The organism is Collimonas pratensis, from assembly GCF_001584185.1.
GTDB lineage: Bacteria > Pseudomonadota > Gammaproteobacteria > Burkholderiales > Burkholderiaceae_D > Collimonas > Collimonas pratensis.
Genome location: NZ_CP013234.1, coordinates 1325247 through 1351847 on the forward strand (window position 1 = coordinate 1325247; position 26601 = coordinate 1351847).

At 58.2% G+C, this 26601-nt stretch carries 24 protein-coding genes; 9 read left to right on the top strand and 15 right to left on the bottom strand.

Features of this window, described 5'->3' with window-relative positions:
• Positions 1-62 precede the first annotated feature (62 nt).
• Entirely contained in the window at positions 63-1118 is a 1056-nt protein-coding gene (locus CPter91_RS06035) for a permease (RefSeq protein WP_061938274.1), read from the top strand.
• Positions 1119-1274: 156 nt separating this feature from the next.
• Positions 1275-1499: a hypothetical protein gene (locus CPter91_RS06040; protein WP_150119633.1), complete on the top strand. Its 225-nt coding sequence runs from the start codon at positions 1275-1277 to the stop codon at positions 1497-1499.
• A 58-nt stretch (positions 1500-1557) separates the two neighbouring features.
• Here the strand turns inward: CPter91_RS06040 and CPter91_RS06045 are convergent, their stop codons facing one another.
• Positions 1558-2004 (bottom strand): acetyltransferase, encoded by a 447-nt coding sequence (locus CPter91_RS06045; RefSeq protein WP_061938280.1) that lies wholly within the window; start codon positions 2002-2004, stop codon positions 1558-1560.
• A gap of 93 nt (positions 2005-2097) precedes the next feature.
• Here CPter91_RS06045 and CPter91_RS06050 point away from each other — a divergent pair, with 93 nt between their 5' ends.
• Both CPter91_RS06050 and CPter91_RS06055 read left to right on the top strand, forming a co-directional pair.
• On the top strand, positions 2098-2478 hold the full coding sequence (locus CPter91_RS06050) for a VOC family protein (RefSeq protein ID WP_061938283.1): 381 nt from the start codon (positions 2098-2100) through the stop codon (positions 2476-2478).
• Positions 2475-3086: a hypothetical protein gene (locus CPter91_RS06055; RefSeq protein WP_205631658.1), complete on the top strand. Its 612-nt coding sequence runs from the start codon at positions 2475-2477 to the stop codon at positions 3084-3086. Before CPter91_RS06050 ends, CPter91_RS06055 begins: the two co-directional genes overlap by 4 nt.
• An 18-nt stretch (positions 3087-3104) precedes the next feature.
• Here CPter91_RS06055 and CPter91_RS06060 read toward each other — a convergent pair whose 3' ends face one another.
• Complete coding sequence (locus tag CPter91_RS06060) at positions 3105-4385, bottom strand: MFS transporter (RefSeq protein WP_061938289.1); 1281 nt, start codon at positions 4383-4385, stop codon at positions 3105-3107.
• A gap of 154 nt (positions 4386-4539) precedes the next feature.
• Here CPter91_RS06060 and CPter91_RS06065 point away from each other — a divergent pair, with 154 nt between their 5' ends.
• Positions 4540-5463: a LysR substrate-binding domain-containing protein gene (locus CPter91_RS06065; RefSeq protein WP_061938292.1), complete on the top strand. Its 924-nt coding sequence runs from the start codon at positions 4540-4542 to the stop codon at positions 5461-5463.
• Here CPter91_RS06065 and CPter91_RS06070 read toward each other — a convergent pair.
• The 5 genes from CPter91_RS06070 to CPter91_RS06090 all read right to left on the bottom strand — a co-directional run bounded on the left by CPter91_RS06070 (position 5441) and on the right by CPter91_RS06090 (position 9077).
• A complete protein-coding gene (locus CPter91_RS06070; protein ID WP_061945895.1) occupies positions 5441-5992 on the bottom strand; it encodes a GNAT family N-acetyltransferase in 552 nt (183 codons plus the stop codon). The genes CPter91_RS06065 and CPter91_RS06070 overlap by 23 nt on opposite strands.
• A 17-nt stretch (positions 5993-6009) precedes the next feature.
• On the bottom strand, positions 6010-6732 hold the full coding sequence (locus tag CPter91_RS06075) for an ArsR/SmtB family transcription factor (protein ID WP_061938294.1): 723 nt from the start codon (positions 6730-6732) through the stop codon (positions 6010-6012).
• A gap of 118 nt (positions 6733-6850) precedes the next feature.
• A complete protein-coding gene (locus CPter91_RS06080) occupies positions 6851-7780 on the bottom strand; it encodes an AraC family transcriptional regulator (RefSeq protein WP_236905943.1) in 930 nt (309 codons plus the stop codon).
• A 57-nt stretch (positions 7781-7837) separates the two neighbouring features.
• A complete protein-coding gene (locus CPter91_RS06085) occupies positions 7838-8446 on the bottom strand; it encodes a LysE family translocator (RefSeq protein ID WP_061945896.1) in 609 nt (202 codons plus the stop codon).
• Between the two features lie 40 nt (positions 8447-8486).
• Positions 8487-9077, bottom strand: coding sequence for a TetR/AcrR family transcriptional regulator (locus tag CPter91_RS06090; protein ID WP_082792638.1), 591 nt, complete (start codon positions 9075-9077; stop codon positions 8487-8489).
• A 133-nt stretch (positions 9078-9210) separates the two neighbouring features.
• On the opposite strand from CPter91_RS06090, the gene CPter91_RS06095 reads away from it, so the two are divergent.
• Positions 9211-9822: a hypothetical protein gene (locus CPter91_RS06095; RefSeq protein WP_061938304.1), complete on the top strand. Its 612-nt coding sequence runs from the start codon at positions 9211-9213 to the stop codon at positions 9820-9822.
• Positions 9823-9865: 43 nt separating this feature from the next.
• Here the strand turns inward: CPter91_RS06095 and CPter91_RS06100 are convergent, their stop codons facing one another.
• The 8 genes from CPter91_RS06100 to CPter91_RS06135 all read right to left on the bottom strand — a co-directional run bounded on the left by CPter91_RS06100 (position 9866) and on the right by CPter91_RS06135 (position 22403).
• Positions 9866-10492 (bottom strand): trimeric intracellular cation channel family protein, encoded by a 627-nt coding sequence (locus tag CPter91_RS06100; RefSeq protein WP_205631659.1) that lies wholly within the window; start codon positions 10490-10492, stop codon positions 9866-9868.
• Positions 10493-10653: 161 nt separating this feature from the next.
• Positions 10654-12384 (bottom strand): ABC transporter ATP-binding protein, encoded by a 1731-nt coding sequence (locus tag CPter91_RS06105; RefSeq protein WP_061938308.1) that lies wholly within the window; start codon positions 12382-12384, stop codon positions 10654-10656.
• Positions 12385-12392: 8 nt separating this feature from the next.
• The gene (locus CPter91_RS06110; protein WP_248846093.1) at positions 12393-13571 is read right to left on the bottom strand and encodes an ABC transporter permease; all 1179 of its coding nucleotides are present in this window, start codon (positions 13569-13571) and stop codon (positions 12393-12395) included.
• 8 nt (positions 13572-13579) lie between these two features.
• Positions 13580-14518, bottom strand: a complete 939-nt coding sequence (locus CPter91_RS06115; protein WP_061938311.1) for an ABC transporter permease — start codon at positions 14516-14518, stop codon at positions 13580-13582.
• Between the two features lie 19 nt (positions 14519-14537).
• Positions 14538-16553: a M3 family metallopeptidase gene (locus CPter91_RS06120; protein WP_061938315.1), complete on the bottom strand. Its 2016-nt coding sequence runs from the start codon at positions 16551-16553 to the stop codon at positions 14538-14540.
• Between the two features lie 83 nt (positions 16554-16636).
• Positions 16637-18385 carry an ABC transporter substrate-binding protein gene (locus CPter91_RS06125; RefSeq protein WP_061938318.1) on the bottom strand — a complete coding sequence of 583 codons (1749 nt, stop codon included), beginning with the start codon at positions 18383-18385 and terminating at the stop codon, positions 16637-16639.
• A 157-nt stretch (positions 18386-18542) separates the two neighbouring features.
• Positions 18543-20351, bottom strand: a complete 1809-nt coding sequence (locus CPter91_RS06130) for an ABC transporter substrate-binding protein (protein WP_061938321.1) — start codon at positions 20349-20351, stop codon at positions 18543-18545.
• 297 nt (positions 20352-20648) lie between these two features.
• The gene (locus CPter91_RS06135) at positions 20649-22403 is read right to left on the bottom strand and encodes an ABC transporter substrate-binding protein (RefSeq protein WP_236905944.1); all 1755 of its coding nucleotides are present in this window, start codon (positions 22401-22403) and stop codon (positions 20649-20651) included.
• A 224-nt stretch (positions 22404-22627) separates the two neighbouring features.
• Between CPter91_RS06135 and CPter91_RS26415 the strand changes: the two genes are divergently transcribed.
• From CPter91_RS26415 to CPter91_RS06145, 3 genes are all read left to right on the top strand, one after another.
• Positions 22628-22858 carry a hypothetical protein gene (locus CPter91_RS26415; RefSeq protein WP_150119635.1) on the top strand — a complete coding sequence of 77 codons (231 nt, stop codon included), beginning with the start codon at positions 22628-22630 and terminating at the stop codon, positions 22856-22858.
• Between the two features lie 184 nt (positions 22859-23042).
• The gene (locus CPter91_RS06140) at positions 23043-25625 is read left to right on the top strand and encodes a TonB-dependent receptor (RefSeq protein ID WP_335340118.1); all 2583 of its coding nucleotides are present in this window, start codon (positions 23043-23045) and stop codon (positions 25623-25625) included.
• 315 nt (positions 25626-25940) lie between these two features.
• Positions 25941-26594, top strand: coding sequence for an energy transducer TonB (locus CPter91_RS06145; RefSeq protein WP_061938329.1), 654 nt, complete (start codon positions 25941-25943; stop codon positions 26592-26594).
• Positions 26595-26601: the final 7 nt, after the last annotated feature.

Consider the following 26601-nt stretch of genomic DNA (forward strand, 5'->3'; position numbering starts at 1 on the left):
ATGGCGCTGGTGCTGGGTTATCATGCGGTGTCATCGTCCACTCAACTATCTATTACGCCGCCATGAACACTCTTTCTCCCCCATCACCCACAAGAGGCCTGTCGTTCTGGTGGAAGCCGGCCTTGTTTGTACTGGTGGCCGTGATCGGCCTGTACTACGTCAAATGGTCGCCTTATTACCTGAAATCGTTCGTCGCCGCCGACAAGCACAGCATCGGCGCCTCGATTCTCAACGACAGCCCTGGCGAACCGCTCAGCGCTGCCTTGAGCTACGCCAAAGTGTATTTCCTTGCGATCTGGAAAGCCGCGGTGCTGGGGGTGCTCCTGGGTTCCTTGCTGCAAGTGCTGATTCCACGCGACTGGCTGCTGCGCATGTTCGGCGGCAGCAGCCTCGGCTCCGCCTTGCGCGGCGGCCTGTTCGCCTTGCCGGGCATGATGTGCACCTGCTGCGCCGCGCCGGTGGTGGCCGGCATGCGCCGCCAGCAGGTTTCGGTGGGCGCCGCGCTGGCCTTCTGGATCGCCAATCCGGTCCTGAATCCGGCGACGCTGGTGTTCATGGGCTTCGTGCTGGGCTGGGGCTTCGTCGCTTTGCGCCTGGTGGCGGGCGTCGTGCTGGTGCTCGGCGTTGCGGTGATCGCGCAACGCATTTCGCGGCCCGAGCAAATGCCGGAGCCAGCGCTGGCAGCGGTGGCTGACGCCAGTACTCCAGACCAGAAGAATTTCATGGCGCGCTGGGCGCGTAGCCTGTGGCAGCTGTTCTGGAGCACCATTCCGGTGTACGTGCTGGCGGTGCTGGTGCTGGGCGCGGCGCGGGTCTGGCTGTTTCCGCATGTCGACGGCGCCATGGGCAACGGCTTGCTGTGGCTGCTGCCGATGGCGATTGTCGGCATGCTGTTCATGATCCCTACCGCCGCCGAGATTCCCATCGTGCAGACCATGCTGTCGCTAGGCATGGGCATGGCGCCTGCAGTGGCGCTGCTGATGACGCTGCCAAGCGTCAGCCTGCCGTCGCTGCTGATGTTGCGCAAGGACTTCGACGGCAAGGTGTTGGTGGTAGTGGGCTTGCTGACGGTGCTGGTGGGCGTGGTCAGCGGGCTGGTGGGCGCGTTGCTGCTTTAATCCGCTATGCAGGGTTCACTGCGCTCTGCGCTGAAAGATTTTACTCATTGGCGTCAAATTTGATGTCAAAGTCACGTGGCCAACGAGATGCAGATCTTCAAATTAGTCAGTTTTTGAAATTAGTAAATTTTCAGAGAACCTTTGATAAATAAAAAAATGGATACAGAGGAAGAGATGCTAAGCGAGCCGGAGAAAATAATGCGCTTCGGATGCGGTGCACTCTTGGGTGTTTTCATTGCTCTGTTGATTGTCTTTAAATTTATGTTGTCGAATTTTGGTTTGATAACAGCGATTGTCGTAGTTGCCATATTCGTGTGCGGGGTGCTTGCGTTGAAGTACGGCGATGAGTTTTGGCGCGAGGTCAAAGATTGGTGGTACTGATTTTTTTGCTGCAATTCGGTAGGGAAGCAGTCATGTGGATTGAGGAACACCTCGGCGACTAACGATCTGCATATCTGCGCAAATGTAGCAACGGATACGGCCGTCCCTCGCTATCAACTTCCGATCTGCCCACCTGAACAAAACCCATGTGCCGATAAAATCCGAAAGCCGCGCCGTTTTGCTCGTTGACGTCTATCGTCAGATTCGGATGCAAGCCAATGGCATGCCGCATCAGCGCTTTGCCATAGCCTCTGCCACGTCCTTCGGCGTGAACAAACAAGGTATCGATATTTTCTTCCGTTAGTCCCATGAATCCCATGGCGTAGTCCTGGCCGTCCGTGGCAATCCAAAGCTGGGCGATGGGGAAATATTGTTCGCGGACGATGATTGAGAGTGCTTGAAAATCCGCCTCTGAAAGAAAATTGTGCGTGGCCTTCACCGCGCTCTGCCAGATGTCAAAGCTGCGTGGAAAGTCTGTTGCGCGGGAGCGTCGAATGGTTATCACGAAGGCGGCAATGAGTTATGGATTGTTGGTCGCAGCAGGTTAAGATAAGTGTATGCGTAAATATCAAGATGAATTATTTTACCTGGGGTCGACATGCTTCACCATATTTCCTTAGGCGTTCGCAATCTCGCACATGCGGGAGCGTTCTACGACGCCGCTCTTGGCACCTTGGGTTTCCGGCGTGTATTCGAGGATGAGACTGCCGTCGGTTATGGCCTGGTCGACGGCCAAGATCTGCTTTGCCTGAAGCTGCGCGCGGACGCTGTGCCACCTGGACCAGGGTTTCATCTGGCGTTTTCGGCGCCATCGCGGCCGGTGGTTGACGCTTTCCACGCCGCTGCGCTGCGTGTCGGCGGCCATGACAATGGCGCGCCGGGCTTACGTCCTGATTACGGCGACAACTACTATGCCGCATTCCTGGTCGATCCAGACGGTCACCGGATCGAGGTGGTTATCAATGCGAGCGATATTTGATCATGCCACCAACAAGAAAACATGCATTCCTTTGCGCTCTGCTATGTGGCGTGTGCGCCGCAACTCAGGCTGAGTCGCTGCCCAAAAACATAGCCGGACAAATTCCCACCGGCTACGCCGTGCTTTCCTACAAGAGCGGGGAGCTGAACGACGACAAGCTGGAAGATTTCCTGGTCGCCGTACACAAATCCGACGAAAAGACTATCGCCGAGAAAACCGGTAAAGCGCCACGCCGTCCGCTCCTGCTCTTCATACAGAATAGCGACGGCACATACACGCTAGCCAAACGCAACGATCATGTGATCTTTGCGGTTGATGAAGGCGGCCAGTGCGATCCGTTCGAAGACGGTGAGGAGGGGCTGGCGATCAAGAATCGTTACTTCACCATACAAAACAGCGTTGCCTGCGGCTCCCATTGGACCGACTTCATTACTTTTCGCTACGACCCCAAGTTGCGCGACTGGATTTTTCACAAGCGCGTCAGCGAAACCTGGGTCATGAACAACAGCAAGGATCCGAACGCCGATGCACTGGTGTTGGGAAGCCGGCGGCTTGAAAGCGGCAAGGGCAAGCCGCCCGTGCCGTTTGAAAAATACAGCGCCGATTAAAGCTTTCCCCTTGCCGTATTAAGCCGCCTGGCAAACCATCGTCGCTTGCACTGGCTTAGGAAAGAACGGCAGCGCAATCAAGGCCAGCACACTTCCCAGCAACCACACGCCTGACCAGCTGGCGAGTGCCAGGATATGCGGCAGGGCCAGCGGCGTCAGGAAGCACATCACGAACACGCTGGTATTTGCCATGCCGAGCGCGGTGCCGGCATTGCGGGCGCCGGCAATGGTTGCCAGTTCGGTATAAGCGACGCCGTGCCAGGCCGAGACGCTGACGCCGGTAATCACCAGCATCGCGAGCAACAGCGCCGCCATCAGCGGTCCGACGGCGGGCAGCTGTCCGGCTGTCGCTACCAGTGCCGCAAGTGCGGCAAAGGCGACCGCAACCGAGATGGTGCAAAAGCGCAGGTACTCGCGGCGATTGCGGTTGCGGTCAGTCCAGCGGCCGCTCCAGACCCGCATGATCATGGCGCCACCTTGCAGCGTCGCCATGGCCGCAGTGATGGCGGCGATGCCGGCATGGCCGAAGTCGTGCAGGAAAACCGTGCCGAAGGAGAGTATCGCGAATTGCGGTGCGCACAGGATGCCGATGGCGGCGACGATGCTCCACAGCCTGCGATCCTTGAGCGGCGCCGGTCCGGCGATCACCGCTTTTGCAACATGGCCGGTTGCCTTGTCCACCGGCGCCGCGGCTGGTTCGTGCAGCCACAGCCAAGTGAAGAACAAGGTCACCAAGCAGAACAAGGCGAGCACGCCGTACACGGCGCCGAAGCCGAAGTGGGCGGCCAGCGCCGGCAGGATCAGGGCGCCGGCGGCGCCGCCCATAGGCACGGCGGTCTGGCGGATGCTCATGGCCATGCCGCGTTCGCTTTCGCCGAACCAGGTCATCACCGCACGGCCGCTGGAGCCGTTGACGCTGCCGCCCAGCAGGCCGACCAGCAACAGTCCTGCAGCCAGCAGCGGCAGGGCGGGTATGTGTCCGGCGACAGGCGCAACGAACAGGGCCATCAATGCCAGCGCCGCGGCGGTAGCGGCGAGGCCGGTCAGCAGTACCGGGCGATCGCCCCAACGGTCGGTCAGCAAGCCCCAAGGCAATTCGCTGATAGCAATGCCCAGGCCCATCAGGCCCAGCACCAGGCCTAGCTCTGAATTGCTTAAATGATAACTTGAACGTATCAACACTGCAGTAATCGGAATGCCACTGAAAGCGGCGGAAAAGCTGGCGTTTGCCGCCACGCCGACGCCCAGCACTTTCCAGCGATGGCGGCGGTTATTGGTGAAGCCTGCAGAGTGGAACATCGAAATTCTCCAGTGAGATATAGGCTGACAAAGGGACAAGGGCGAATGGAAATGCGCTTGCTTTTTAACTGCTTGCAGCAAGTATCGCTTTGCGCGATACTTTTGAATATCAGATAGTTTTGAATCGATTGTTTTGAAAAACAGGACGATTAATATGCGACAAATCAGCTTTGACCTGGATGTGCTGCGCACCTTCACCACCGGCATCGACCTCGGCAGCTTTGCCAAGGCGGCCGACCGGCTGGGACGCTCTACCTCGGCGGTGAGCGCCCAGCTGAAAAAACTGGAAGAACAGGCCGGCGCGCCGATTTTCCGCAAAGCCGGGCGCGGCCTGGCGCTGACCGAGGCCGGCCAGACCCTGCTCGGCTATGCGCGACGCCTGCTGGAATTGAACGATGAAACCGCCAGTGCGGTGCGCGGGATCGAGCTGGAAGGGGAAGTCAGGCTGGGTTTACAAGAGGATTTCGGCGAGGCGCTGCTGTCGTCGGTACTGGGGCGCTTCATGCGTGCCCATCCCAAGGTCAGGATCGAAGTTTGCGTCGCCCGCAGCAGCGACTTGCGCGAACGCGTGACGATGGGCCGCATCGATCTTGCCTTGCTGTGGGAGAGCAGCGCACCGGCGCTGAATGGCGAACGGGTCGCCGACTTGCCGCTGTGCTGGATCGGTCCGGCGCACAACGGTCCCGGCTGGAACCTGTCGGCCGAGGAGCAAGAGCTGGCGGCGGCAGGTGCGCCGGTTTCACTGGTGCTGCTGGATGCGCCCTGTCTGCTGCGCGACATGGCGTCGAATGCGCTGGATGCGGCCGGGATCGCCTGGCGCCATGCCTTCACCAGCGCCAGCCTGTCGGCCTTGTGGGCGGCCTCGGCGGCCGGGCTCGGGCTCACTGTGCGGACGCCGATCGGCATGCCGGCCAGCCTGCGCATCCTCGATCCGCAGGAGGCCGGTTTGCCGCGCTTGCCGGCAATCGGGTTGTCGCTCTATCGTGCGCAGACGATAACGGGCCCGGCGGTGAATCGCCTGGAGGAACTGCTGCTGCAAGCCGTGCAGGAAGCGGTCAAGCGGGTCGCTGCGGGGTAGTACTGCTCGCTGGCGGGAGCGGCGCAAACCAGGCCATCATCAAGTCGGTCAGATAACTGCCGTCCGCCAGCTTGATGCGCTTGTCAAAGCGGCCTTCGAGCACAAAGCCGAATTTTTCATACAGGCGCCGCGCTGCCGTGTTTTGTTCGCGTACGCGCAGCTCGATTCTTTCTATATGCGGCTGCTGTTGCGCCCATTGCAGCAGCGCCCGCATCAGTGCGCTGCCGGCTCCCTGGCCGTCCGCACCGCTATGCACCACCATGCTGCCGAGCGTGTAGACGTGCGCCAGCGACAGGCGCGAAGCCACCGGTTCGAGCACCGCATGGCCGACTATCACACCGTCTTTTTCCGCCACCAGATAGCAGCCGATATCCGCTAGCGCCCGGATTTTCTCGGCATAAGCGGTTTCTTTCAATTCATCAGGATGTGAAACCAGCCGGCCCGGCGTCTCGGCGATGCGCCGCTCCGCCGCACATAGGATGGCAGCGTCTGCTTCAAGCGCCGGGCGGATATGATATTTCTTGTGCATGTACTTTGTTTGCAACTTTACTGCTGCATGCCGGCGGCGGCTGTCAGCATGCTTTCATCGATATCGAGCTGCGCTTTCAAGCCCGCCCATCCCTTCTGCGTGATTTGCATCGCGCGCGACGATTTTGTGCGCCGCAGCCAGCCAGCAACACATAATGCGTTCATCAGTTCCACGCCCAGCGGCCCGGCCAGATGATGGCTGCGTTCGGTCCAGTCCAGGCATTGGCGGGCCAGTCCGTTGCGGGTCGGCTTGAGCGCGCCGACATCAACCCCGATCGCGGCAAACCAGGCGCTGCCGGCTGGCGACAGTTCGAATTGTTTGTCCGGACCCGCTGCGATGAAGCGGCGCTGCTGCAACGCCTGGGTTACGGCCACGCCCAGCTGTCCCGCCAGGTGGTCGTAGCAGCAGCGGGCAAAACGCAGATCGCGCTGTGCGCGGTTCAAGGGTTTGCGCCTGACGGCATCGAGCGAACTGATAGCGGCGAGCTGCTCGATGGCGGCGGCGACATGCAGATCGGCCAGGCGATAGTAGCGATGCCGGCCTTGCTGCTCGCAGCTGAGCAAGCCGCCATGCAGCATCTTCGCCAGGTGCGCGCTGGCGGTTTGCGCGGTCACCCCCGCCGCGTGGGCCAGTTCGCCGGCCGGCATCGCGCTGCCGTTGACCAACGCCATCAGCATGGCAGCGCGTGCCGGATCGGCAATCAGGAAAGCGACGGATGAGATATTCGGTTGCGGCGACATGGGCGGACCTCCTGCGATGACTGGCAGCCGTTGTGCATTGCCAGGATAGCAGTATAGGCCCGAAAGCCGGCCATATGCTTCGTTGGCTGACGAAGCATGCGGTCGGCGCTGCGCCGCTTCAGAGCGGCACTACGGGAATGCAGATGTCGCACTCGAAGTTGCCGCTTGCTGCTTCGTAGGCGGCGTCTGTCGGGTAGTACTCGAAGCAGGGGCGGGCATCGAGCTGCATGCCGCTGGCCGGCAGCCAGTCGCGCAGCAAGCCGGTCCAGCTGTCGCCGATGTCGCGGCCAGTGCCGCGGTAGCGCGTGATGGCGTAGCTGCCGCCGGGGATGGTGGCAGTGAAGCTGGGACCGCTGGCGACAAAATCGGCAGGTACTTCGACACAGGCATCGTAGCGGCACTTGTCGGCACTGGTGATGCCCGGATCGTCGTGGCTGATGCCGTAGCGCGGCTTGCCGATCAGATTGTTGGTGCTCATCCAGGGGCTGACCACATTGACCCAGAATTCCGAAATCGGCTGGCCGTAGGGGCCAATGTAGCGCAGGTAGGCGATCTTGACTTCAGGCCGTTGAATCACTTGGACTTTCATGGGAATCTCCATAACGGGTTGTCGGGAGTTCTCATGATCTGCCGGGCCGTCGCGGCTGTCCTGATCCTGCTTGCGAAGCGGCTGACCAGGATTGCCTTTTTGCGCCTCGTCCTGGCGGCGCAGCGCTTGCAGCTGGCTGGCCCAGCGGCCGGCCTGTCCCTGGCGCCACTCGGTGGCGGTGCAGCCGAAGCGGCCCTTGAACGCCCGCGCAAACGCCTCCGCCGAGCCGAAGCCGACCGATATGGCGATATCCAGCACCGGCGCCGCCGGCTGGGCGATCAGCCGCAATGCAGCTACCTCGAGGCGGCGCCGACGCAGGTAGTCGCCGAAGGTTTCGCCCATCCAGGCGGCGAACAGGCGGTGGAAATGAAACGCAGAGAAATGCGCGACTTCGGCCAGCATGGCCAGTTCCAGGACCTGGTCCAGATGCTGGTCGATATGCGCCTGCACTTTGTGCATGCGCCATGCATAAATTGCCTTGTTCTCTTGCGATCCCATGATCTTGACGGCCTGCGCTTAGCGTGCCGCCAGCACGATGCCGACACCAACCATCATGCCGCCCGAGGCGCGCTCGAGCCTGGCTTTGGCGTGCGCAGAGCGGAACATCTTGCGCGCCAGTTCGGCCAGCAAGCCGTAAGCCAGCACGATAGCCAGCATTGCACCGGCGATGATGCCGCACAGGATCAGGTAACTCGGCCAGCTGACGCCGGCGACGTTGATCACGCCCGGCAGCAGCGCCATGTAAAAGGCGATTGCCAGCGGATTGGTGACGGTCATTGCCAGCCCGAGTCCGATCTCGACGATTATGCCAGTGGCTGGCGCATTGGCGGCGCTCGGCAATGCCTGGCCGGCTGCGCGCCATTTTTTGATGCCTAGCCATACCAGATAGGCCGCACCCGCATATTTCAGTGTGACGAAAGCTGGTCCGAGGATCGCCAGCAAGGCGCTCAGTCCGATAACGGCGGCGCTCAGCATGATCAGCTTGCCGATGATGATGCCGCTCGCCAGCGGCAGGCTGCTGCGCCAGCCGCCGGCAAGAGAGCGCGACAGCAGGGCGGCGATTTCCGGTCCCGGCAATGCTGCCGAGGCGGCAAAGGCTAGCAAGAAAATCAGATACTGAGTCATGAATAGTTCCTCGATGCGCTGCAATAAAAGCACGGTTGGATTACAAGGCTTTCTTTGTGAACGCGGTAGTGCACAGCTCTGCAAAAATCGACTGCATTTCCGCGGGCGTCTGCAACATGCCGTTCTCGCTCCACCATGCCAGCACCGTGAACAAGGACGCCGAAATGAAGCGTCCGTGCAGGCTGGCCGGCAATTCCTCGCGGGCGTCCAGGATGGCGTTTATCCTTCGCTCCAGTATTTCCTGCGCCATGCGCGATACCGCCGGACCGCCTGCGCCGTTCATCAATGCTGAATACATTTGCGGTACCTCGCGCAGATGAGCGAACAGGCTGGTTGCATCCAGTAGTCCCGGCAGCTCCGTCGATACCAAAATGTGGCGCTCCAGAACGCCTTCCAGCTGGGTTCGGAGCAGTTCGTCCTTGCTGTCGAAATGGGCGTAAAACGTGCCTCTGCCGACGGCTGCCTTTTTTGCAATATCGCTGACGCGGATGGCGTCGTACGAACGGCGCAGCAGGAGCGTGGCCAGGGCAGCATTGATATCGTGGCGGCTGCGGCGTGAACGCAAATCCACGTGTTCCTGAACAGAAGCTGATTTTTGTTCGATATCAGACATAAATTTAGACCTGTCCATTGAAGTCACGCGCCTTTGGCGAAATACTCGTGACTCCTATGTTATCGCAAAGCAATCCCATCCTCCCTTTTGTTCAACTGGAAAAGTAAATATGACGAATCAACGAATTCATGCGACGGCCCTGATTATCGGTATGCTGGCCGCCATGCTTACCATGGCGATTCACCCGACCAGTTTTGATCTGCATGCTTCGGCAGAATCCATTACACATGTTAATTACATTAATACTGTGACGCATGTGCTCGGCCTGGCAAGCATTCCGGTCACTTTGTTGGGAGCTTTTGGCATATCCAGCCGCATCGGCTGGAACAACATTGGTGCACTAAGCGCGTTCATTGTCTATTGTTTTGCATCGATAGCCGTCATGCTGGCGGCGGTGGCTGACGGCCTGATCGCTTCCAGCCTGGCTCAGGAAGCAATCAATGTCGACGACAGCAAGCGGCAATTGCTGATGATGGCGCTGCATTACAATTTTCAGCTGAACCAGGCGCTGGCGAAAGTGTATGTTGCCGGCGCATCATGTGCATTTATCCTGTGGTCGATAGCGCTGACACATATGGGGAAAAAGACAATAGTCCTGGGTGTCGCCGGCAGCATTGTCGGGCTGTGCGGGCTGATTGCCGTGCTGGGTGGGCACATCCAGATGAATGCGCACGGATTCGGCTTGGTTATTCTGGTGCAAGCTATCTGGATCGTGCTGGTCGCCATCTGGCTATTCAGGGAAACTTCGCTTGACGTAAGGTAAAGTCAGTTCCCAAAACAGCAGTGCCAGGAGAATGATGGCCATCCTAGGCGCGCGGCAGATGCCAGCCGCGCGTCACCGCCACCATGCGCAGCGTAAAGCAAGCTGCTCCGCCAACGAATGCCGCGGCGCCAGGCGACAAGCCGAGGCGGCGCGCAGCCAGCACCACCAGCGCGCCAAAGAAGGCTGCCGTGGCGTAGATATCCACTTGCAGCACCGCAGGCACGCGCGACAACAGGATGTCCCGCACTACGCCGCCGCCTACCGCGGTGACGGTTCCCATCAGCATGGCGATAAACGGCCGGATGCCGAACAGCATGGCTTTCTCTACCCCGGCGACGGCAAACAGCGCCAGGCCGGCGGCGTCCAGCACCAGCATCCATTCCGGTGGAAATGCCTGTACCGTCGAATGAAATACAAAGGTAAAGAAGCCGGCCAGGAAAGTCAGCACCGGATAGCGCCAGTCGCGGATCGCATTTGGCGGCGTGGCGCCTATTAGCAGGTCGCGGATGACGCCGCCGCCCAAGGCAGCGACGAAGGAAATCACCATCACGCCCAGCAGGTCGAGGCCGCCACGCATCGCGCTCAGCGCGCCTTCGATGGCGAACACCAAGGTGCCGACCAGGTCGGCGGCGACGACGATGGTTTCCGCCTTGAGCTTGATTTTGTACATGGCGCCAGATATCCATTCCTGTTGTGGGTGCTGGCACGCTATAACGAAAGAATCGCCGCGTCAATCAATCCATGGCCGTAAACGGGAACGGGGTGCAAACCGCGCCTTGCAGCGCCGCTCGCACCCCGCTTAAGGTCTCGATGAGAGACCGGCTAGCTTACTTAGTTCTGCAGGCCACGTGGAATCGCGCTCAGCAACTGGCGCGTGTAGGCATGCGTCGGGTTGTGGTACAGCTCGTCCGAATTGGCCAGTTCCACCACCTTACCCTGATGCATCACCATCACCTGGTCGGCCAGGTATTTGACTACCGACAGATCATGCGAGATGAAAATGTAGCTCATGCCGAACTCTTCCTGCAAGTCTTGCAGCAAGTTCAGCACCTGCGCTTGCACCGAGACGTCCAGCGCCGACACCGACTCGTCGCACACCAGGATTTCCGGGCGCAGGGTCAGGCAGCGTGCAATCGCGATGCGCTGCCGCTGGCCGCCGGAGAATTCATGCGGATAGCGGTGGTAGGCCTGCTGCGGTAAGCCGACTTTTTGCAGCAGCTGCATCGCCATTTCGGTGCGCTCGTTGTCGTCGCTGCCGATCTGGTGGATGCGCATCGGTTCCAGCAGGATCTGGCCGATGGTGAAGCGCGGATTGAGCGAGGCGTACGGGTTCTGGAAGATGATCTGGATACGGCGCTTGTAGGCCATGAAATCCTTGTTGGACATGCCGATGATGTCCTTGCCTTCGAACAGCGCCTGGCCGGCGGTAGCCTGGTGCAAACGCATCAGGGTCAGGCCGACCGTGGTCTTGCCGGAGCCGGATTCGCCCACCACACCAAGGGTCTTGCCGCGCGCCAGCTTGAAGGAGACATCCTGCACCGCCTTGAATTCCTTGCGGCCGAACAGGCCTTCGCGGAAATAGAAGCTCTTGCCCAGGTTGCGCACGTCCAGCAAGGTGTCTTCCTGGCCGCTGCAGCCGCGTGTGCGTTCGCGCAGGTCGAGCTCGGCGCCGCTGCCGCCGTTCACGCCGTTGTTCATATAGTCGCTGATCACCGGCAATCGCCATGGACGGGTATCGAGGGAAGGGCGGCACATCAGCAGCGCTTTGGTATAAGGATCTTGCGGCGCTTCAAAGATTTGCCGGACATCGCCCTTTTCCCGCACTTCGCCATGTCGCATGACGATCACTTCGTCGGCGATTTCACCGACCAGCGCCAGGTCATGGGTGATGAACAGCACCGACATCTTGTGGCGCTTGCGCAGCGCTTCAATGAGATCGATGATCTGTTTCTGGATGGTGACGTCCAGCGCAGTGGTCGGTTCATCGGCAATCAGCAGTTTCGGTTCGCAGGCAATCGCCATGGCGATCATCACGCGTTGCTGCTGGCCGCCCGACATCTGGCTTGGATAGGCGTCGATCTTGGTGGCCGGCGAAGGAATCCCGACTTCCTCCAGCAGGGCAATGGCGCGGGCCCGCGCCTGCTTGGCGTTCATGCCCATGTGCAGCTGCAGTACTTCGGCGATCTGGAAGCCGACCGTGAAGACTGGGTTAAGCGAAGTCATCGGCTCCTGGAAAATCATCGAGATTTCCTTGCCGCACATGTCGCGCCGCTCGTCCGGCGACATCGCCAGCAGGTTGCGGCCTTCGAACTCGATCACGCTGGTAGGCGCGATGCTGGAATTGTCCTTCGGCAGCAGGCCCATCACGGCCAGCGAACTGACCGATTTGCCGCTGCCGGATTCGCCCACCAGGGCTACGGTTGTGTTGTGCGGAATGTCGAAGGAAATGCCCTTGACGGTCTCCACCATGGTTTTTTTATCGCTGCGGAAACTGACGCGCAGGTCACGCACGCGCAGTAAAGGCTGTGCGCTGTCTTGTTTGTTGAGGTTACTGGAATCCATGATGTCTCCTATTTCAGCTTCGGATCGAGGGCGTCGCGCAGCGCATCGGTGAACAGCGAGAACGCCGTCACCAGGATCGCCATGGCGATACTCGCAGCCGCCAGTTGCCACCACTTACCCAGAATTAATTCGTTTTGCGCTTCGTTCAGCATGCTGCCCCAGGAGACGACGCCGACCGGCACGCCGAAACCGAGGAAGCTCAAGATCACTTCCGACTTGATGAAGCCGACCACCGAGATCGACAGCTGCACCAGCGAGACGTGGCTGACATTAGGGAAAATATGGCCGAACATCTTGCTCCAGTGGCTGGCGCCGATAGCGTCCGCTGCCATCACATATTCACGCGACTTGTGCTTCATGTATTCAGCACGGATCAGGCGGTAGGTGCCGGTCCAGCCGGTCAGGCCGAGAATCAGCACGATCGCCGTCACGCCTTTTTGCTGCAGCACCGCGGCCACCGCCAGGATCAGAAGCAGATAGGGAATGGAAGTGAAGATGCTGTAGAACCAGTTGAAGGCATCGTCGATCCAGCCGCCGAAGTAACCGGAGACTGCGCCGAAGATGGTGCCGAGCGCCACCGCCAGCAAGGCCGAGACCAGGCCGACGATGATCGAGGTTTCCGCGCCCTTGATGGTTTTCTTGATAATGTCGTGACCCCACTTGTCGGCGCCGAACGGCAGCGTCTGCTTGCGGATCAAGGTGGCGCTGCTGCCTTTCTTAGCCAGCTCGGCGCGGATTTCCGCCATTTCGGTGGCCAGCGGATCGGCGATGCCGTAGTCGTTGGCGATCACCGGCGGCGGTGCTGCCGCGGTGCCGTTCTTGCGCAGGTCACGCAGGATGTCGCGCAGCGGATCCACCGGATTTTCCGGCGGCGCTGCTTCCACCGCTGCATCGTTGTCGGCGAAGCCGCGTTCGGCGTCGGTTTGCGCGCCGAGGAAAGTCGGCGGTGCATAGTTGACGCCGACTTCCTTCGACCAGTCGCTAGCGATCAGGCCGCTGGCGGACATGGCCAGCATGATCAGGTAGAGGCCGACCACGGCCATCGCCGCCATCGCCACGCGGTCAGCGCGCAGGCGGCGCCAGGCCAGCGCCCACAGGCCTGGGGAGTGAGTCTGCGCAGCAGCGTTGAGTGCTACTGTGTTTGCCGGCGCCGCTTGGGTAGGGGCCGAATGTATACTTTGAGTCATGGCGGCTCCTACTTCAGTTGAACGCGTGGGTCGACAGCTTGGTACAGCAAGTCAGTCAACAGGTTGAATATCATGGTGGCGGCGGCGACATAGATCGTGATCGCCTTGATCACCGGGAAATCGCTGCGTTCGACTGCCAGGATCACTTCGCGGCCGATGCCTGGAATCGAGAAGAAGCGCTCGATCAGGAAGGCGCCGATCAGCAGGGCTGGCAGGTTCGACATGACGTTGGTGATGATCGGGATGGCAGCATTGCGCAATACGTGCACCCACAGGATGCGGCGTTCCTTGACGCCCTTGGCGCGTGCGGTGCGGACGTAGTCCTGGTTGACTTCATCCAGCACGAAAGTACGGTACAGGCGCAAGCTGGGAGCGATACTCACCGCCAGCATGATCAGGATCGGCAGGGCCGAGTAGTGGAACAGGTTTTCCCAGAAGCTGTTGCCCCAACCCTGCACCGGGAACATGCCCAGCTTGTAGGCGAACCAGTATTGGAACAGGATGATGTAGACCAGGATACTGATCGACATGCCGACAGTACAAGCCACCATCACCGCGCGGTCAGTCTTGGAGCCGCGCACGAATGCCACGGCCAGCGCCAGCGCCACGGCGATCAGGGTTTCCAGGATGGTCAGCGGGATCAGCACGGTCATGGACGGGCCAAGACGGGTCAGGATCACGTTGGCGACCGATTCTCCAGTGCTCCAGCTGGTGCCGAAGTTGAAGGTGACGATCTGCTTGATGAAGATCCACAGCTGGATGTAGTAAGGCTGGTCGATGCCGAGCTGGGTGCGGATGTTGGCGATCTGTTGCGGGTTCGACATCTTCCCTGCCAGGATGTAGGCCGGGTCGCCCCCGACCCAGTTGAACAGGAAAAATACCAGTACGATGACGCCGAGCATGGTCGGCAGCATTTGCCAGAGTCGGCGCAGGATATAAGCGGTCATGATGGTTCCTTAGTCTGGCTCAATGCAGGCGCTGGCCTGAAATTTCGTCAAAGAATGCCTTGCTGTTCGGCTCGCGGCCGAGGAAGGTGCTGACCATTTCGCCGGCCGGCTTTTCAGCGCCGCGGGAAAGGATGTCTTTACGATACAGATGGCCGACTTCCGGATTCATCAGCTTACCGTTATAGCGCGACAGCATGTCCAGCGCCAGCACTTCCGACCACATGTAGCCGTAGTAGCCGGCTGCGTAGCCGCCCATCAGGTGGCCGAACTGGCCTGGGAATTCAGTGCCCGGGACGTAGCCCAGCGGCGTCGCGCCTTCCATCTGCTGCCAGACTGCCAGCGGCTGTTCTTTAGCAGCCTGGTCGTTGTGGATGGTCATGTCGTAGCTCGCGTACAGCAACTGACGCGCATAGCGTATGCCGCGGCCGTAGTTGTGGGCGGCGGTCAGGCGGCCCAGCAGAGCGTCGTCGATGGTCGGGCAGGCGGTCTTGCAGAAGCCGGCCAGCAAGGTCAGCGATTCTTTGCGGCGGGCCCACTCTTCATACATCTGCGACGGCGCTTCGACAAAGTCGAGTTCGACATTGGTGCCGGCTTGCGCGACATATTTGGTATGCGAGAGAACGCCGTGCAGCACGTGGCCGAATTCATGCACCAGGGTTTCCAGCTCGTCGCTGTTCAAGCCGTTGCGGTCGAGGTTGGTGACCAGGGTAGAGATCGGCGTGCGCTGCGCCAGCGTGCTGACGCCGCGCGTGCCCCAGGCAGCAGCGTGGCCGTATTTGCCTTCGCGCGGATAGAGGTCGAGATAGATACCGGCGATGCGTTCTTTGCTCTTGCTGTCGATGACGTCGTAGTACTGGACTTCAGGATCCCAGACCGGGACTTCGACGCGCTTGAATTCGACGCCGTAGAGGGTGCCGGAAACATGCAGGATCCAAGGCACCGCGGCTTCGCTAGAGAAGTACTTGCGCAGGGCTTCCTGGTCGACGTTGTAGCGCGCCTGCTTGATCTTCTGTTGCCAGTATTCCGAATCCCAGCGGTCCAGCTTGGTCTCGGCCAGCGGCGTCTTCAGCGTTTCCGATTTGAACACGCGCAGTTCTTCGATTTCCTTTTGTTCCAGCTGAGTGACCGCGGTCTGTACTTCGGTCAGGAATTTTTCCACGGTTTGCGGATTCTTGACCATGCGGCGGCGGGTCACCAGGTCGGCATAGCTAGGCAGGCCGAACAGGCCAGCCATTTCATGGCGTAGATCCATGGCTTGTTTCAGGATTTCCAGGTTCTTCGGCGTGCCATGGTTGGCGAAGGCGATCTGGTAGCGGCGGCGCGCATCGGCGTTATCCGCCGATTCCATGAAAGGCTTGTAATCCGGATACTCGAAGCCGAGCAGGTAGTTGCCCTTGTCGTCGCGCTTGGCGCGGGCCAGGTAAGCGGCTGGCATGCCTTGCAGTTCGGCTGGCGTGAAAGTCAGTTTCTGGTTGTTGTCGCGGATGTTGCGCGCGAACTCCTGGCTCAGCTCGCCCAGCTTGTCGAGGATTTCCTTCATGCGGGCGCGCTTTTCAGGCGGCAGGGAAACGCCGGTGTCGTCAAAGCTGTACAGGATGTCCTGGCGTAGCTTCTGTTCGATCGGGTCGGTCGGCTGGATAGCCTTGAAGCGGGCATACAGCTTTTCGCTTTGCAGCAGGTCGGTGGCGAACTTGTTGGTTTCGATCAGGCAGGCTTCGGTGGTGCTGCGGACTTTTGCGTCAGGCGAAACGTTGTTGAGGATGTCGACCGGGCCTTGCAGGTCTTCCAGCGCGATTTGCAGGTCGTTCCACTCGGTCAGCACTTTCTTGCTGTCTTTGGCATGGGCCGGCGGCAGTTTCTCCAGCATGGTGACGCGCTTGCGCAGGCCATCCAGGGTGTTGCTGCAGAGAGTGGGGATCTGGTCCGCCTGCAGCAGCGGGATCAGGGGCCGCTGTGCGCCTTGCGCGACTGCCTGGTTCATCATCAGCGTGAAAAACGCTGTGGTGACCGGCAAGAAAAGTGACGATGTTTTCATGCATTACCTCAAATATGGGCCGAGTGAAAATTAACAGTGATTGGGGGCAGGCGGGAGGCATTGTGCCGTCCCGCTCCGCGTGTTTATTTAGTGCGTTTTTCGATATCGAAATACATCCATTCGGTCGGCATGACCGGATGCTTCTTGTAGCCGATCACACGCGGCTGCGCGATCATGTTGCGGTAGCGGGCGTAGCCGATGCGCGACGGCGAATCGACTTCCAGGATGCGCGCCATCTTGTGATAGAGGACATCGCGTTCCGGGCCGGCCGGCAGCTTTTGCGAGGCGGCGTACAGCACATCGTATTCGGGGATCTTGACGCAGCCGTTGTTGTTCTGGCCGACGTTCGGGCCGTAGAACAGCTGCATGAAGTTGTCGCCGTCAGGATAGTCGGCGATCCATGGCGCAGTGCGGGTCTGCAGCTGGCACTCTTTTTCCGCCTTGAGCAGGTCAGGGAAGGTTTTCAGGTCGCCGACCATGCGGATGTGGATGGTGTCGTAGGTCTTCTTCCACATTTCCGACTGCTGCTGGCCGTTGGAGTCGGCGCGGGCGGAATAGCGCACTGTCAGCGGCTTGCCGTCCGGCAGGTTGCGGTAGCCATCCTTGCCGATCTTGTAGCCGAACTTGTCGAGCAGGGCATTGGCGACTTCCGGTTCGTACTGGATGCTGCTCTTGTAATCCGGATCGTAGCCGACCACGCCTGGCGGGATCGGGTATTCCAGCGGAATCGCTTCGTCGTTCCAGACTACCTTGATTTCTTCACGCACGTTGTGCGCCATGGCGATGGCGCGGCGCAGGGCGATCTTTTCCTTGCTCATGCCGCCCAAGACCGGGTCTTGCATATTCCAGTAGAAATAGCTGATTTCAGGATCGACGATGCGCGACAATTGCACGCCGCGCTTGACGAATTCCGGTTTCAGCTTGCCGCCGGCCATGACTTGCGGAGCCAGCGGGCCCTGCAGTTCAGTGATGTCGACTTCGTCGCCTTCGAACGCCAGCAAGCGCGACTGGTCTTCCACCATCACGCTGATTTCGACGCGGCCGATCTGTGGCATGCGCTTGCCCTTCATCTTGGCCACGATGGCGGCATCGCCAGGATCGCTGCTAGGCTGGAAATCCCAGGTGTAGCCGCGGAAATCCGGGTTGGCGGTCAACACCATGCGCGAGCCGCGTATCCATTGGCTCAGGATGTAGGGGCCGGTACCGACCGGATGCCCCATCACGGTGCCCTGGGCATCGCGGTATTTTTCGATGACTTCACGCGCCACGGCGCTGGTCGGCTGGTGCGCCAGGATCATGCCGAGGTTGAAATCGGGTTGTTTCAAGTGGATGCGCAGGGTATAGCGGTCCAGCAGCTCGAAACCGGGGACATTGGCGTCGTAGTCGAAATGGCCGGTTTTCTTGGCTTGCGTGGCAACTTCGTCGAGGCCGACTACTTTGCCTTCCAGCAGCCAGGTTTGCGGCGAAGCCAGCTGCGGATCGAACAGGCGTTTCCACGAATAGACGAAATCGGCCATGGTCAGTTCGCGCTTCTTGCCGTTGAACACCGGATCATCGGCAAAGTAGATGCCTTTTTTCAGATGGATGGTGTATGTCATGCCGTCGGCGCTGACTTCCGGCAAGGCCGCCGCTGCCGAAGGCATCAGCTTGGCCGGGCGCGCCAGGTATTCGTAGGCGAACAGCGTTTCAAATACCGACTGGTTCACCAGTTGCGAATACAAGTCGCGCGTGACGGCCGGATCGAAACCGGTTTCCGGCGCCACGAAGACGAAGCGCAATACCTTGTCGGGATCAGCTGGCGAGGTCGGCGCCGCCGCGGCCGATGCATGCATCGGCAGGGCGCACGCTAAACACGCAACCAATATCCCGCGTAACCAAAGCGAGTTCATACCATTTGTCTCCTTCATAAATCTCTAGCTAAATCGGGACTGCGGCAGGCTGATAAGGCTTGCCGGAGCAGGGTGTCTTGTCTATTACTGAATAGGCGGCTTAGTGTTTGTCGACGTCGATGTACTGCCATTCGGCGTGCAGGATCGGGTGCTTCTTGAAGCCCTTGACCCATGGACGCGCCAGCCAGCTGCGGATGCGGGTAGTGTTCACCACCACGGCCGAGTCGGCTTCGATCTGTCGATTCATCTGCAGGTAGAGCTGGTTGCGCTCAGGGCCGGGCGGCAAGGCAATGGCTTTTTGGTACAGTGCGTCGTAGGTTGGCGAGCTATAGCAGCCATGATTGCCTTGGCCGACATTCGGGCCATACAGCAATTGCATGAAATTCTGCCCTTCCGGATAGTCGGCCATCCAAGCGGCGCCCCACAGCATCAGCTTGCACTGGGTGGCGGCTTTCAGGTTGTCGGCGAAATTATTGATGATGAATTCGGAGCGGATGCCGATCTTGTCCAGGCCGCGTTTCCACAGTTCCGACATTTCCTGGTAGAACACCGCTTGCTCGCGCGTGAATTTCAGCAGCAGCGGTTTGCCGTCCGGCATGGTGCGGTAGCCATCGGCGCCGCGTTTGTAGCCGAAATGATCCAGCAGCTTGTTGGCCAGCGCCGGATCGTAGGCGACGCTGTTGCGGTAAGTCGGATCGTAGCCGACCACGCCTGGCGGAATGAACATTTCCAGCTTGGTGGCCTGGCCGTTGCGCAAGATGGAAACTTCCTGCTTGTTGTCGTACACCATGGTGATTGCGCGCCGCAGGGCGATCCGGTCGAGGCTGTTGCCGCCGATGGTCGGATCCTTATAGTTCATTACGGTGTAGGTAACGCCGGCGTCAACCACGCGCTGCAGCTGGATGCCTTGTTCTGCGTATTCCGGCTTCAGCTTGTCGCCGTCCAATACTGTCGGGGCAGCCAGTTGCGGCATCTTGTCGAAGTCGATCTGCTTGCCCTGGAACGCCAGCCAGCGCGATTGCTCTTCTTCTATGATGTTGATCTCGACCCTGCCGACCTGAGGCATCCTCTTGCCCTGCATGTCTTTGACGATTTGCTTGTCGATGGCGTCGGAGGACGGCTTGAAGTCCCAGGTAAAGCCGCGGTATTCAGGATTGGCGACCAGCACGATCTTGCTGCGCGGGACATAGGTTTGCAGCATGTATGGGCCGGTGCCGACCGGATGCTGTCCGCTTTGCGCGCCGTAGGTGCTGATGACTTCCTGGGCCACTGCACCGAAGGCAGAATAAGCCATGATATTCAGGAAGTTGTAGTCCTTGGCGTTGAGGGTGACGCGCAAGGTGTAGCGGTCTGGCGCCTGCAAGCCGGCAACCGGGGCATCGTAATTGAAGTGGCCGCTTTTTTGCGCCTGGGCGGCGAGGTCGTCGAGGCCGACGATCTTGCCTGCCAGGAAACTAGCGTGTACCGAACGGCTTTGCGGATCGAGAACGCGCTTGAATGTATATATATAGTCTTCAGCGGTCAGTTCTCTGCGTACACCCTTGAATGCCGGGTCGGGAGAAAAGTAAATGCCTTTTTTGATGTGGAAGGTATAGGTCTTGCCGTCTTCGCTGATTTCCGGCATGGCTTCCGCGGTCTGCGGCACCAGTTTGGCCGGCCTGGCCAAGTAATCATAGGTGAGCAGGGTTTCGTAGATGACCTCGCTGACCCAGCCGGAATAGAAATTCGCAGTCCGGATCATGTCGAAGCCGTCGTCGGCTGCTTCGAAGCCCATCTTGATCACTTTCGACGGGTCGGCCGGATTGGTGCTGGTGGCAGCGCCGGCGCTGCCTGCAAACGCCGCGACCACCAGCATTTGCCCTATCAATACTTTTTTTAAGCCAAGCAGATTCGATAATTTACGATGCATTTTCATTGCCTTTTGAGCAGGTGATTATTTTCTTGTGCTTAAGATTGCTTATCTTCAGCCAAAATAGTGTCATTTCCAATGACATCGCGCACTATTGCGGGTAGCGAATGCGCGACTGGTACTGATTTTTGCTTAGCAATCCGTCAAGATGGAATAGTGTACGCCTGCTCTGCTAAGTTGAAACCTGTTCATGTGGGTTGTCTCCTGTTTTGTTTAGTTTTTGGGGCCGATGCCGACCGTACGTTCCAGGTTAAGGCGGCATACTACAGAATCCGGCGCAAAAAGATAGATAGGCGCTCAGTGTTTTTCAACATCGAGGTACTCCCAGTCCGCCTGCAGGATAGGGTGGCGCTTGAAGCCCTTGATCCACGGCCGTATCATCCAGTTGCGCAAACGCGACGTTGTCAGCACCCAGGCGGTGTCGGCTTCCATCTGGCGGCTCATGTCGATATACAGCTGATTGCGCTCCGGTCCCGGAGGCAAGGCCTTGGCCTTGACATACAGGGCGTCATAGGCTGGCGAGCTATAGCAGCCATTATTTCCTTGTCCTACATTCGGGCCGTACAGCAGTTGCATGAAGTTGTCGCCTTCCGGGTAGTCCGCATTCCACGAGCCATTCCACATCATCAGTTTGCATTCGGTTGCGGCCTTCAGGTTGTCGGCAAAATTGCTCACCTTGAATTCGGCGCGAATACCAATCTTGTCGAGTCCGCGCTTCCAGATCTCTGAGAAAACCGTGCCGATTGCGTTTGCTTCCGTCGCAATTTTCAAGGTCAGCGGTTTACCGTCCGGCAGGGTGCGGTAACCGTCGACGCCGCGCTTATAGTTGAAGCGGTCAAGCAATTTGTTTGCCAGCACCGGATCGTAGGCGATGCTGTTGCGGTAGCTGGGGTCATGGCCAACCACGCCTTCAGGGATCGCCATTTGTGCTTTTACCGCCAGGCCGAGGCGCGCCTGGCTGATTTCATCGTCAATGTTATAAGCCATCGCAATCGCACGCCGCAGGGCATTTTTTTCCAGGCTGTTGCCGCCAATCAATGGATCCCTGTAGTTCAGGAAGGTGTAGACCACGCCTGCTTCAGTGATGGTGTCGAGGCGAATGCCTTCGTCAATGAAGGATTGCTTCAGTTTTTTGCCGTCGAGAACGGTCGGGGCGGCCGCCTGGGGCAGGTAGTCAAAATCGATCTGTTTGCCCTGGAAGGCTAGCCAGCGCGATTGCTCTTCCTCGATGATGCTGATTTCGACGCGCCCGACCTGCGGCATTTTCTTGCCCTTCATATCGTGCACCAGCTGATCGTCCCAGGCCGAGCCGGACGATTTGAAGTCCCAGGTATAGCCGCGGTATTCGGGGTTGGCGACCAAAACGATTTTGCTGCGCGGTACGTACTGTTCCAGCATGTAAGGGCCGGTGCCGACCGGATGGGCTTGGATCTGGTCGCCATAGGCGTCCACAACTTCACGCGCTTGCGCACCCAGGGCGATGAATCCCATGATGTACAGGAAATTGTAGTCCGGAGCCGTGAGCGTTATCTTCAAGGTATAACGGTCGGGCGTCTGCAAACCGCTGACCGGAGCGTCGTAGTCGAATTTGCCGGTTTTTTTCGCATTGGCGATCAGCTCATCCATGCCGCTGATCTTGCCCTGCAATACGTTGGCATTGGGCGAGCGGTTCTTCGGATCGAGAGTGCGTTTGAAGATATACGCATAGTCTGCGGCGGTCAGCTCACGGCGTACGCCCTTGAAAGCCGGGTCAGGAGAAAAATAAATTCCCTTCTTGATATGGAAAACGTAGGTCTTGCCGCCATCGCTGACTTCTGGCATCGCCTCTGCCGTTCCGGGCACCAGCTTGGATGGGCGCGCCAGATAGTCATAAGTCAGCAAGCGTTCAAAAATGGCTTCGCTGACCCAGCTGGAATAGGCGTTATAGGTGCGCACCATGTCGAAACCATCATCCGCTGCTTCCAGCGCCACACGCACCACTTTGGACGGATCCGCCGGATTATTGCCTGCCTGAGCAGGAAATGCTGCACCTGCGACACACGAAATGAGCATTAATGGTGCAATGCACGATTGCGTTATTTGCTGAAAGTTCCACATAATCCAGTCTCTATTTCCTTGCCACATGGCAGTTAAATGTTCCGCATTCTAGGCCCAAACAGCCCGAGAAATGGCGTAGTTTCGCCATTAAATCAACCTATGCGACTTTACTTATACTTATATGCGTATTTGTTATTTGGCGTATATAAGCAACAGTTCGCAGGCGTTGCCCAAATTAAATGCTGTTTTTATTTTTTTTAGGATACACTATTTTAGCTGCATTAAAACCTGTGGCATATTTTTTGCTTGTAGCTTTAGGCGGAAATGTTGCTGGCAAACAATCACAAATTGGTACCAGTAAAGTTGCCGTGCAGTTTGTTTTACTCGCGAAAAAAATCTGCTTTTTGGTCGTTGTTGTGCAAAAGATTTTGGACGCATCGCTCAGAAGGCGATTAACAAATCGTACTTAGATTTACTATAAAACTTAAATTTCAACTCTAACTTTTACCCATAGGGAGTTTGGTTATGATGAAGGAACGGGGATTGCCACGTTCGCTGCGACTGATGTTTTCAGGCGGCGTAGCTGTTGGGCTAGGTCTGTTGGCCCATTCAGTGCAGGCGCAGGAGACAAAGACGGACGATGCTCCACAACAAATGCAACGGGTCGAAATTACTGGCTCATCGATTAAACGTATTGCGGCTGAGGGTATTTCACCGATCACCGTGATCAAGGCCGACGATTTCACCAAGATGGGATCGACTACAGCGGCTGAAGTGCTGTCCAATATTTCGGGCAACCAGACACAATTCAACACCTCGTCCAACGTGGGCGCCGGCAAGACTGTCGGTGCTGCTGCAGACTTGCGTGGCCTGGGCTCCAACAAGACACTGGTTCTGCTGAACGGCCGCCGTCTGGCCAACAGCGCGTTCGACGGTTCGGCAGTCGATTTGAACGTCATTCCAATCGCAGCGCTCGACCGCGTTGAAGTACTCCGCGACGGCGCGTCTGCGATCTACGGTACCGACGCTATCGGCGGCGTTATCAACTTCATCACCAAGCGTTCTTACACTGGCTTGAACGTCAGCGGCGAAGGCATCCTGCCGCAGCAATCGGGCGGAGCTGAAAAGCGCGTCAACGTTTTGGGCGGTATCGGCGACCTGGACAAGGATGGCTACAACTTCTTCGGCGTGATCGACTATCACACCCAGAACGGTGTGAAAGCCAGCGACCGCGATTTTTCCAAACTGGGCGGCCAAAACCCAGGTGTCGGCCTGAACGCCAGCAGCGGCAATTCCTATCCGGCTAACTTCACCGATGTCGGTTCGGGTAACAGCAGCAACCCTTATGCAGGCAACTGCAGCTCCGTGTCGCCATATGCCTTCAACAAGAGCGGAATTTGCCGCTACAACAGCCAGGCAACTATCGGCATCGTCCCGAAAACAGAGGAAATCGCTGTGATCGGCAAGGGTACTTTCAAGCTGGGTGCTGACGATACAGCCTCGATTGAATACCTGCACTCGCAAAGCAAGGTGAGAACCTATGTTGCGGGCGACGTGTTCGCCGGCGACGTTAGCGGCACCGGCAGCGACTATTACATCACCAGCAGCAGCCCGTACTACCCAGGCAACGGCATTACGCCAGCCAACGCTACCGCCAGCGGCGGCCCGTTGTCGCTCAACTGGCGTTCGCAGGATGCCGGCAATCGTGTGACTGAATCCAAGAACAGCACCGATCGTTTGCTGCTGAGCCTGGAAGGCACAAAGTTCGGCTGGGATTACAAGACTGGCCTGTCCTACTCGGTCAGCAAGGCAGAAGACAACCTGGCTGGCGGCTACCTGAACAACGATATGGTCAAGGCTGGCTTGCTGAGCGGCGTGATCAATCCGTTTGGCCCGCAAAATGCAGCTGGTACAGCTTTCCTGAACAGCGCCCAGCTGTACGGTACTTATGAAGATGCACGTACGCAAACCACAGCGCTCGACTTCACTGCCAGCCGTGAGCTGTTCCAGTTGCCAGCCGGTCCGGTGGGCTTCGCGATTGGTGGCGAGTACCGCAAGGAAAAGGCGAACTTCAACGTTGACCATGCACTGGCCGACCTCGATTCGAGCACTGGTTCGCAGGACGCCCAATCGTCTTCCGGTCAGCGTAACGTCAAAGCTGTGTTTACAGAGCTGAGCGTACCGATTGTCAAGAGCCTGGAAGCACAGCTGGCAGCACGCTACGACCGCTACAGCGATGTCGGCGGCACGATCAATCCTAAGATCGGCTTCCGTTGGCAGCCTGCCAAGCAAATCATGTTCCGTACTTCGTACAGCACTGGTTTCCGCGCTCCAAGCCTGTATGAGCTGAATGATCCGAACTCGAAGACATTTACCAACAGCGCCTACAACGATCCAGTCCTGTGCCCAGGCGGTAATGTAGCTGCCGGCGGTGTTGCTGCACGCGATTGCGGCCAGCAATTCTTCAAGCTGCAAGGCGGCAACAAGGATCTGCAACCTGAAAAATCGAACTCCTTCACGCTGGGCATGGTGATTGAGCCGATTCCAACGGTGACAGCTTCTGTCGACTACTTCAACATCAAGATCAAGAACCAGATCTCGACGATCCCTGAAGCCGATATTTTCGGTGATCCAACCAAGTATGCGGGCAACTATGTGCGCAATGCGGATGGTTCGTTGAACTACGTCACGGATACCAACGTCAATCTGGGCAACGTTCACACTTCGGGTTTCGATATCGGCGCCGCATGGCGCTTGCCGAAGACTGCATGGGGTAATTTCGGTCTGTCGCTGGATGGCACTTATGTCACCCAATACGACTATCAAACCGAAACCGGCGGCGCTTACCTGAACAACCTGGGTGTCTACGGCGGCGGCGTCGGTGCTGCTGGCGGCGTGGTGTTCCGCTGGCGTCATACTGCTACGCTGAACTGGAGCCAAGGCCCATGGAGCGCAGCAATGCAGCAAGTCTATACAACCGGCTATCGCGATCAGAACGGTCCTAACGTTGTCGATGCATACAAGAACCACACAGTCGGTTCCTATACGCGTTACAACCTGTCGGGTAGCTATACCGGCTTCAAGAACCTGACTCTGACTGCAGGCATCAAGAACCTGTTCAATACAAACCCACCGGGCACAAATGTAACCGACAACTTCCAGTACGGTTACGATGCACGTTACGGCGATGCTATTGGTCGCGCGTTCTTTATCCGTGGCAACTATCAGTTCTTCTGATAGCGGAAATCAATTGACTTAAGCACTATTCGTAAGTAAACCACCTGGGAAGTTTTCCAGGTGGTTTTGGCTTTTCCGAATACATAAGTTAAGTAGCATCTTTCTGCTGTTTTAGGAGTCATTGATGTAGTATTTACGGATACGCAGAAATTGAGTGGTGGCAGATTGGTATCTTTGTAAGGTTTGTATTGAAAATACCAGAATGGTGCACCACGGCAGGTACAATTTTTGCGTTATCGTATCTGGGCAGTAGTTCACTCATCAGATTGCAGGCAGTTCTGGCAATTGAATAATGTAGTATCGGAGGAAAGAGGCATGGATTTCACGCAGGATGGGAGAAACCCTTCCAAGAATGTAGTTGGCATCAGCGTGGTGGTTCTTCTGCATGTGGCGCTAATTTATGCGCTGGTTACTGGTCTCGCCCGCAAGGTCGTTGAAGTGATTCAACAACCGGTCGAAACCAAGATCATTGAGGAGATCAAACCGCCACCGCCGCCGCCACCACCGAAACAGGTTGTACCGCCACCGCCAAAATCGGTTGCGCCGCCACCACCGTTCGTACCTCCACCAGAGGTAAAGGTAACACCGCCGCCAACAGAGAACGTGATTGCAGCAGTCACCAATGTCAAACCACCGACAAATGATTTGCCGACTTCTGTAGCACAACCTTCGACCACCGGTGAAGCAGGTCCTTCGCATACCAGCGCAAAAATTTCTGGCAATTGCGAAAAGCCGGAGTATCCGAGAACTTCTTTGCGTAATGAAGAAGAGGGTACCGTGACTGTCAGACTGACGATTGGTCCTGACGGTAACGTGATCGATTCTGCAGTTGAAAAGGGCAGCGGTTTCAAGGATCTGGACAGAGCCACGGTGAAAGCCTGGAGCCTGTGCCATTTCACCCCGGCCATGGCCGACGGTAAACCCGTGCAGTCAACGACAAAAATGCAGTATGTCTGGAAGCTCGAATAATCGACGT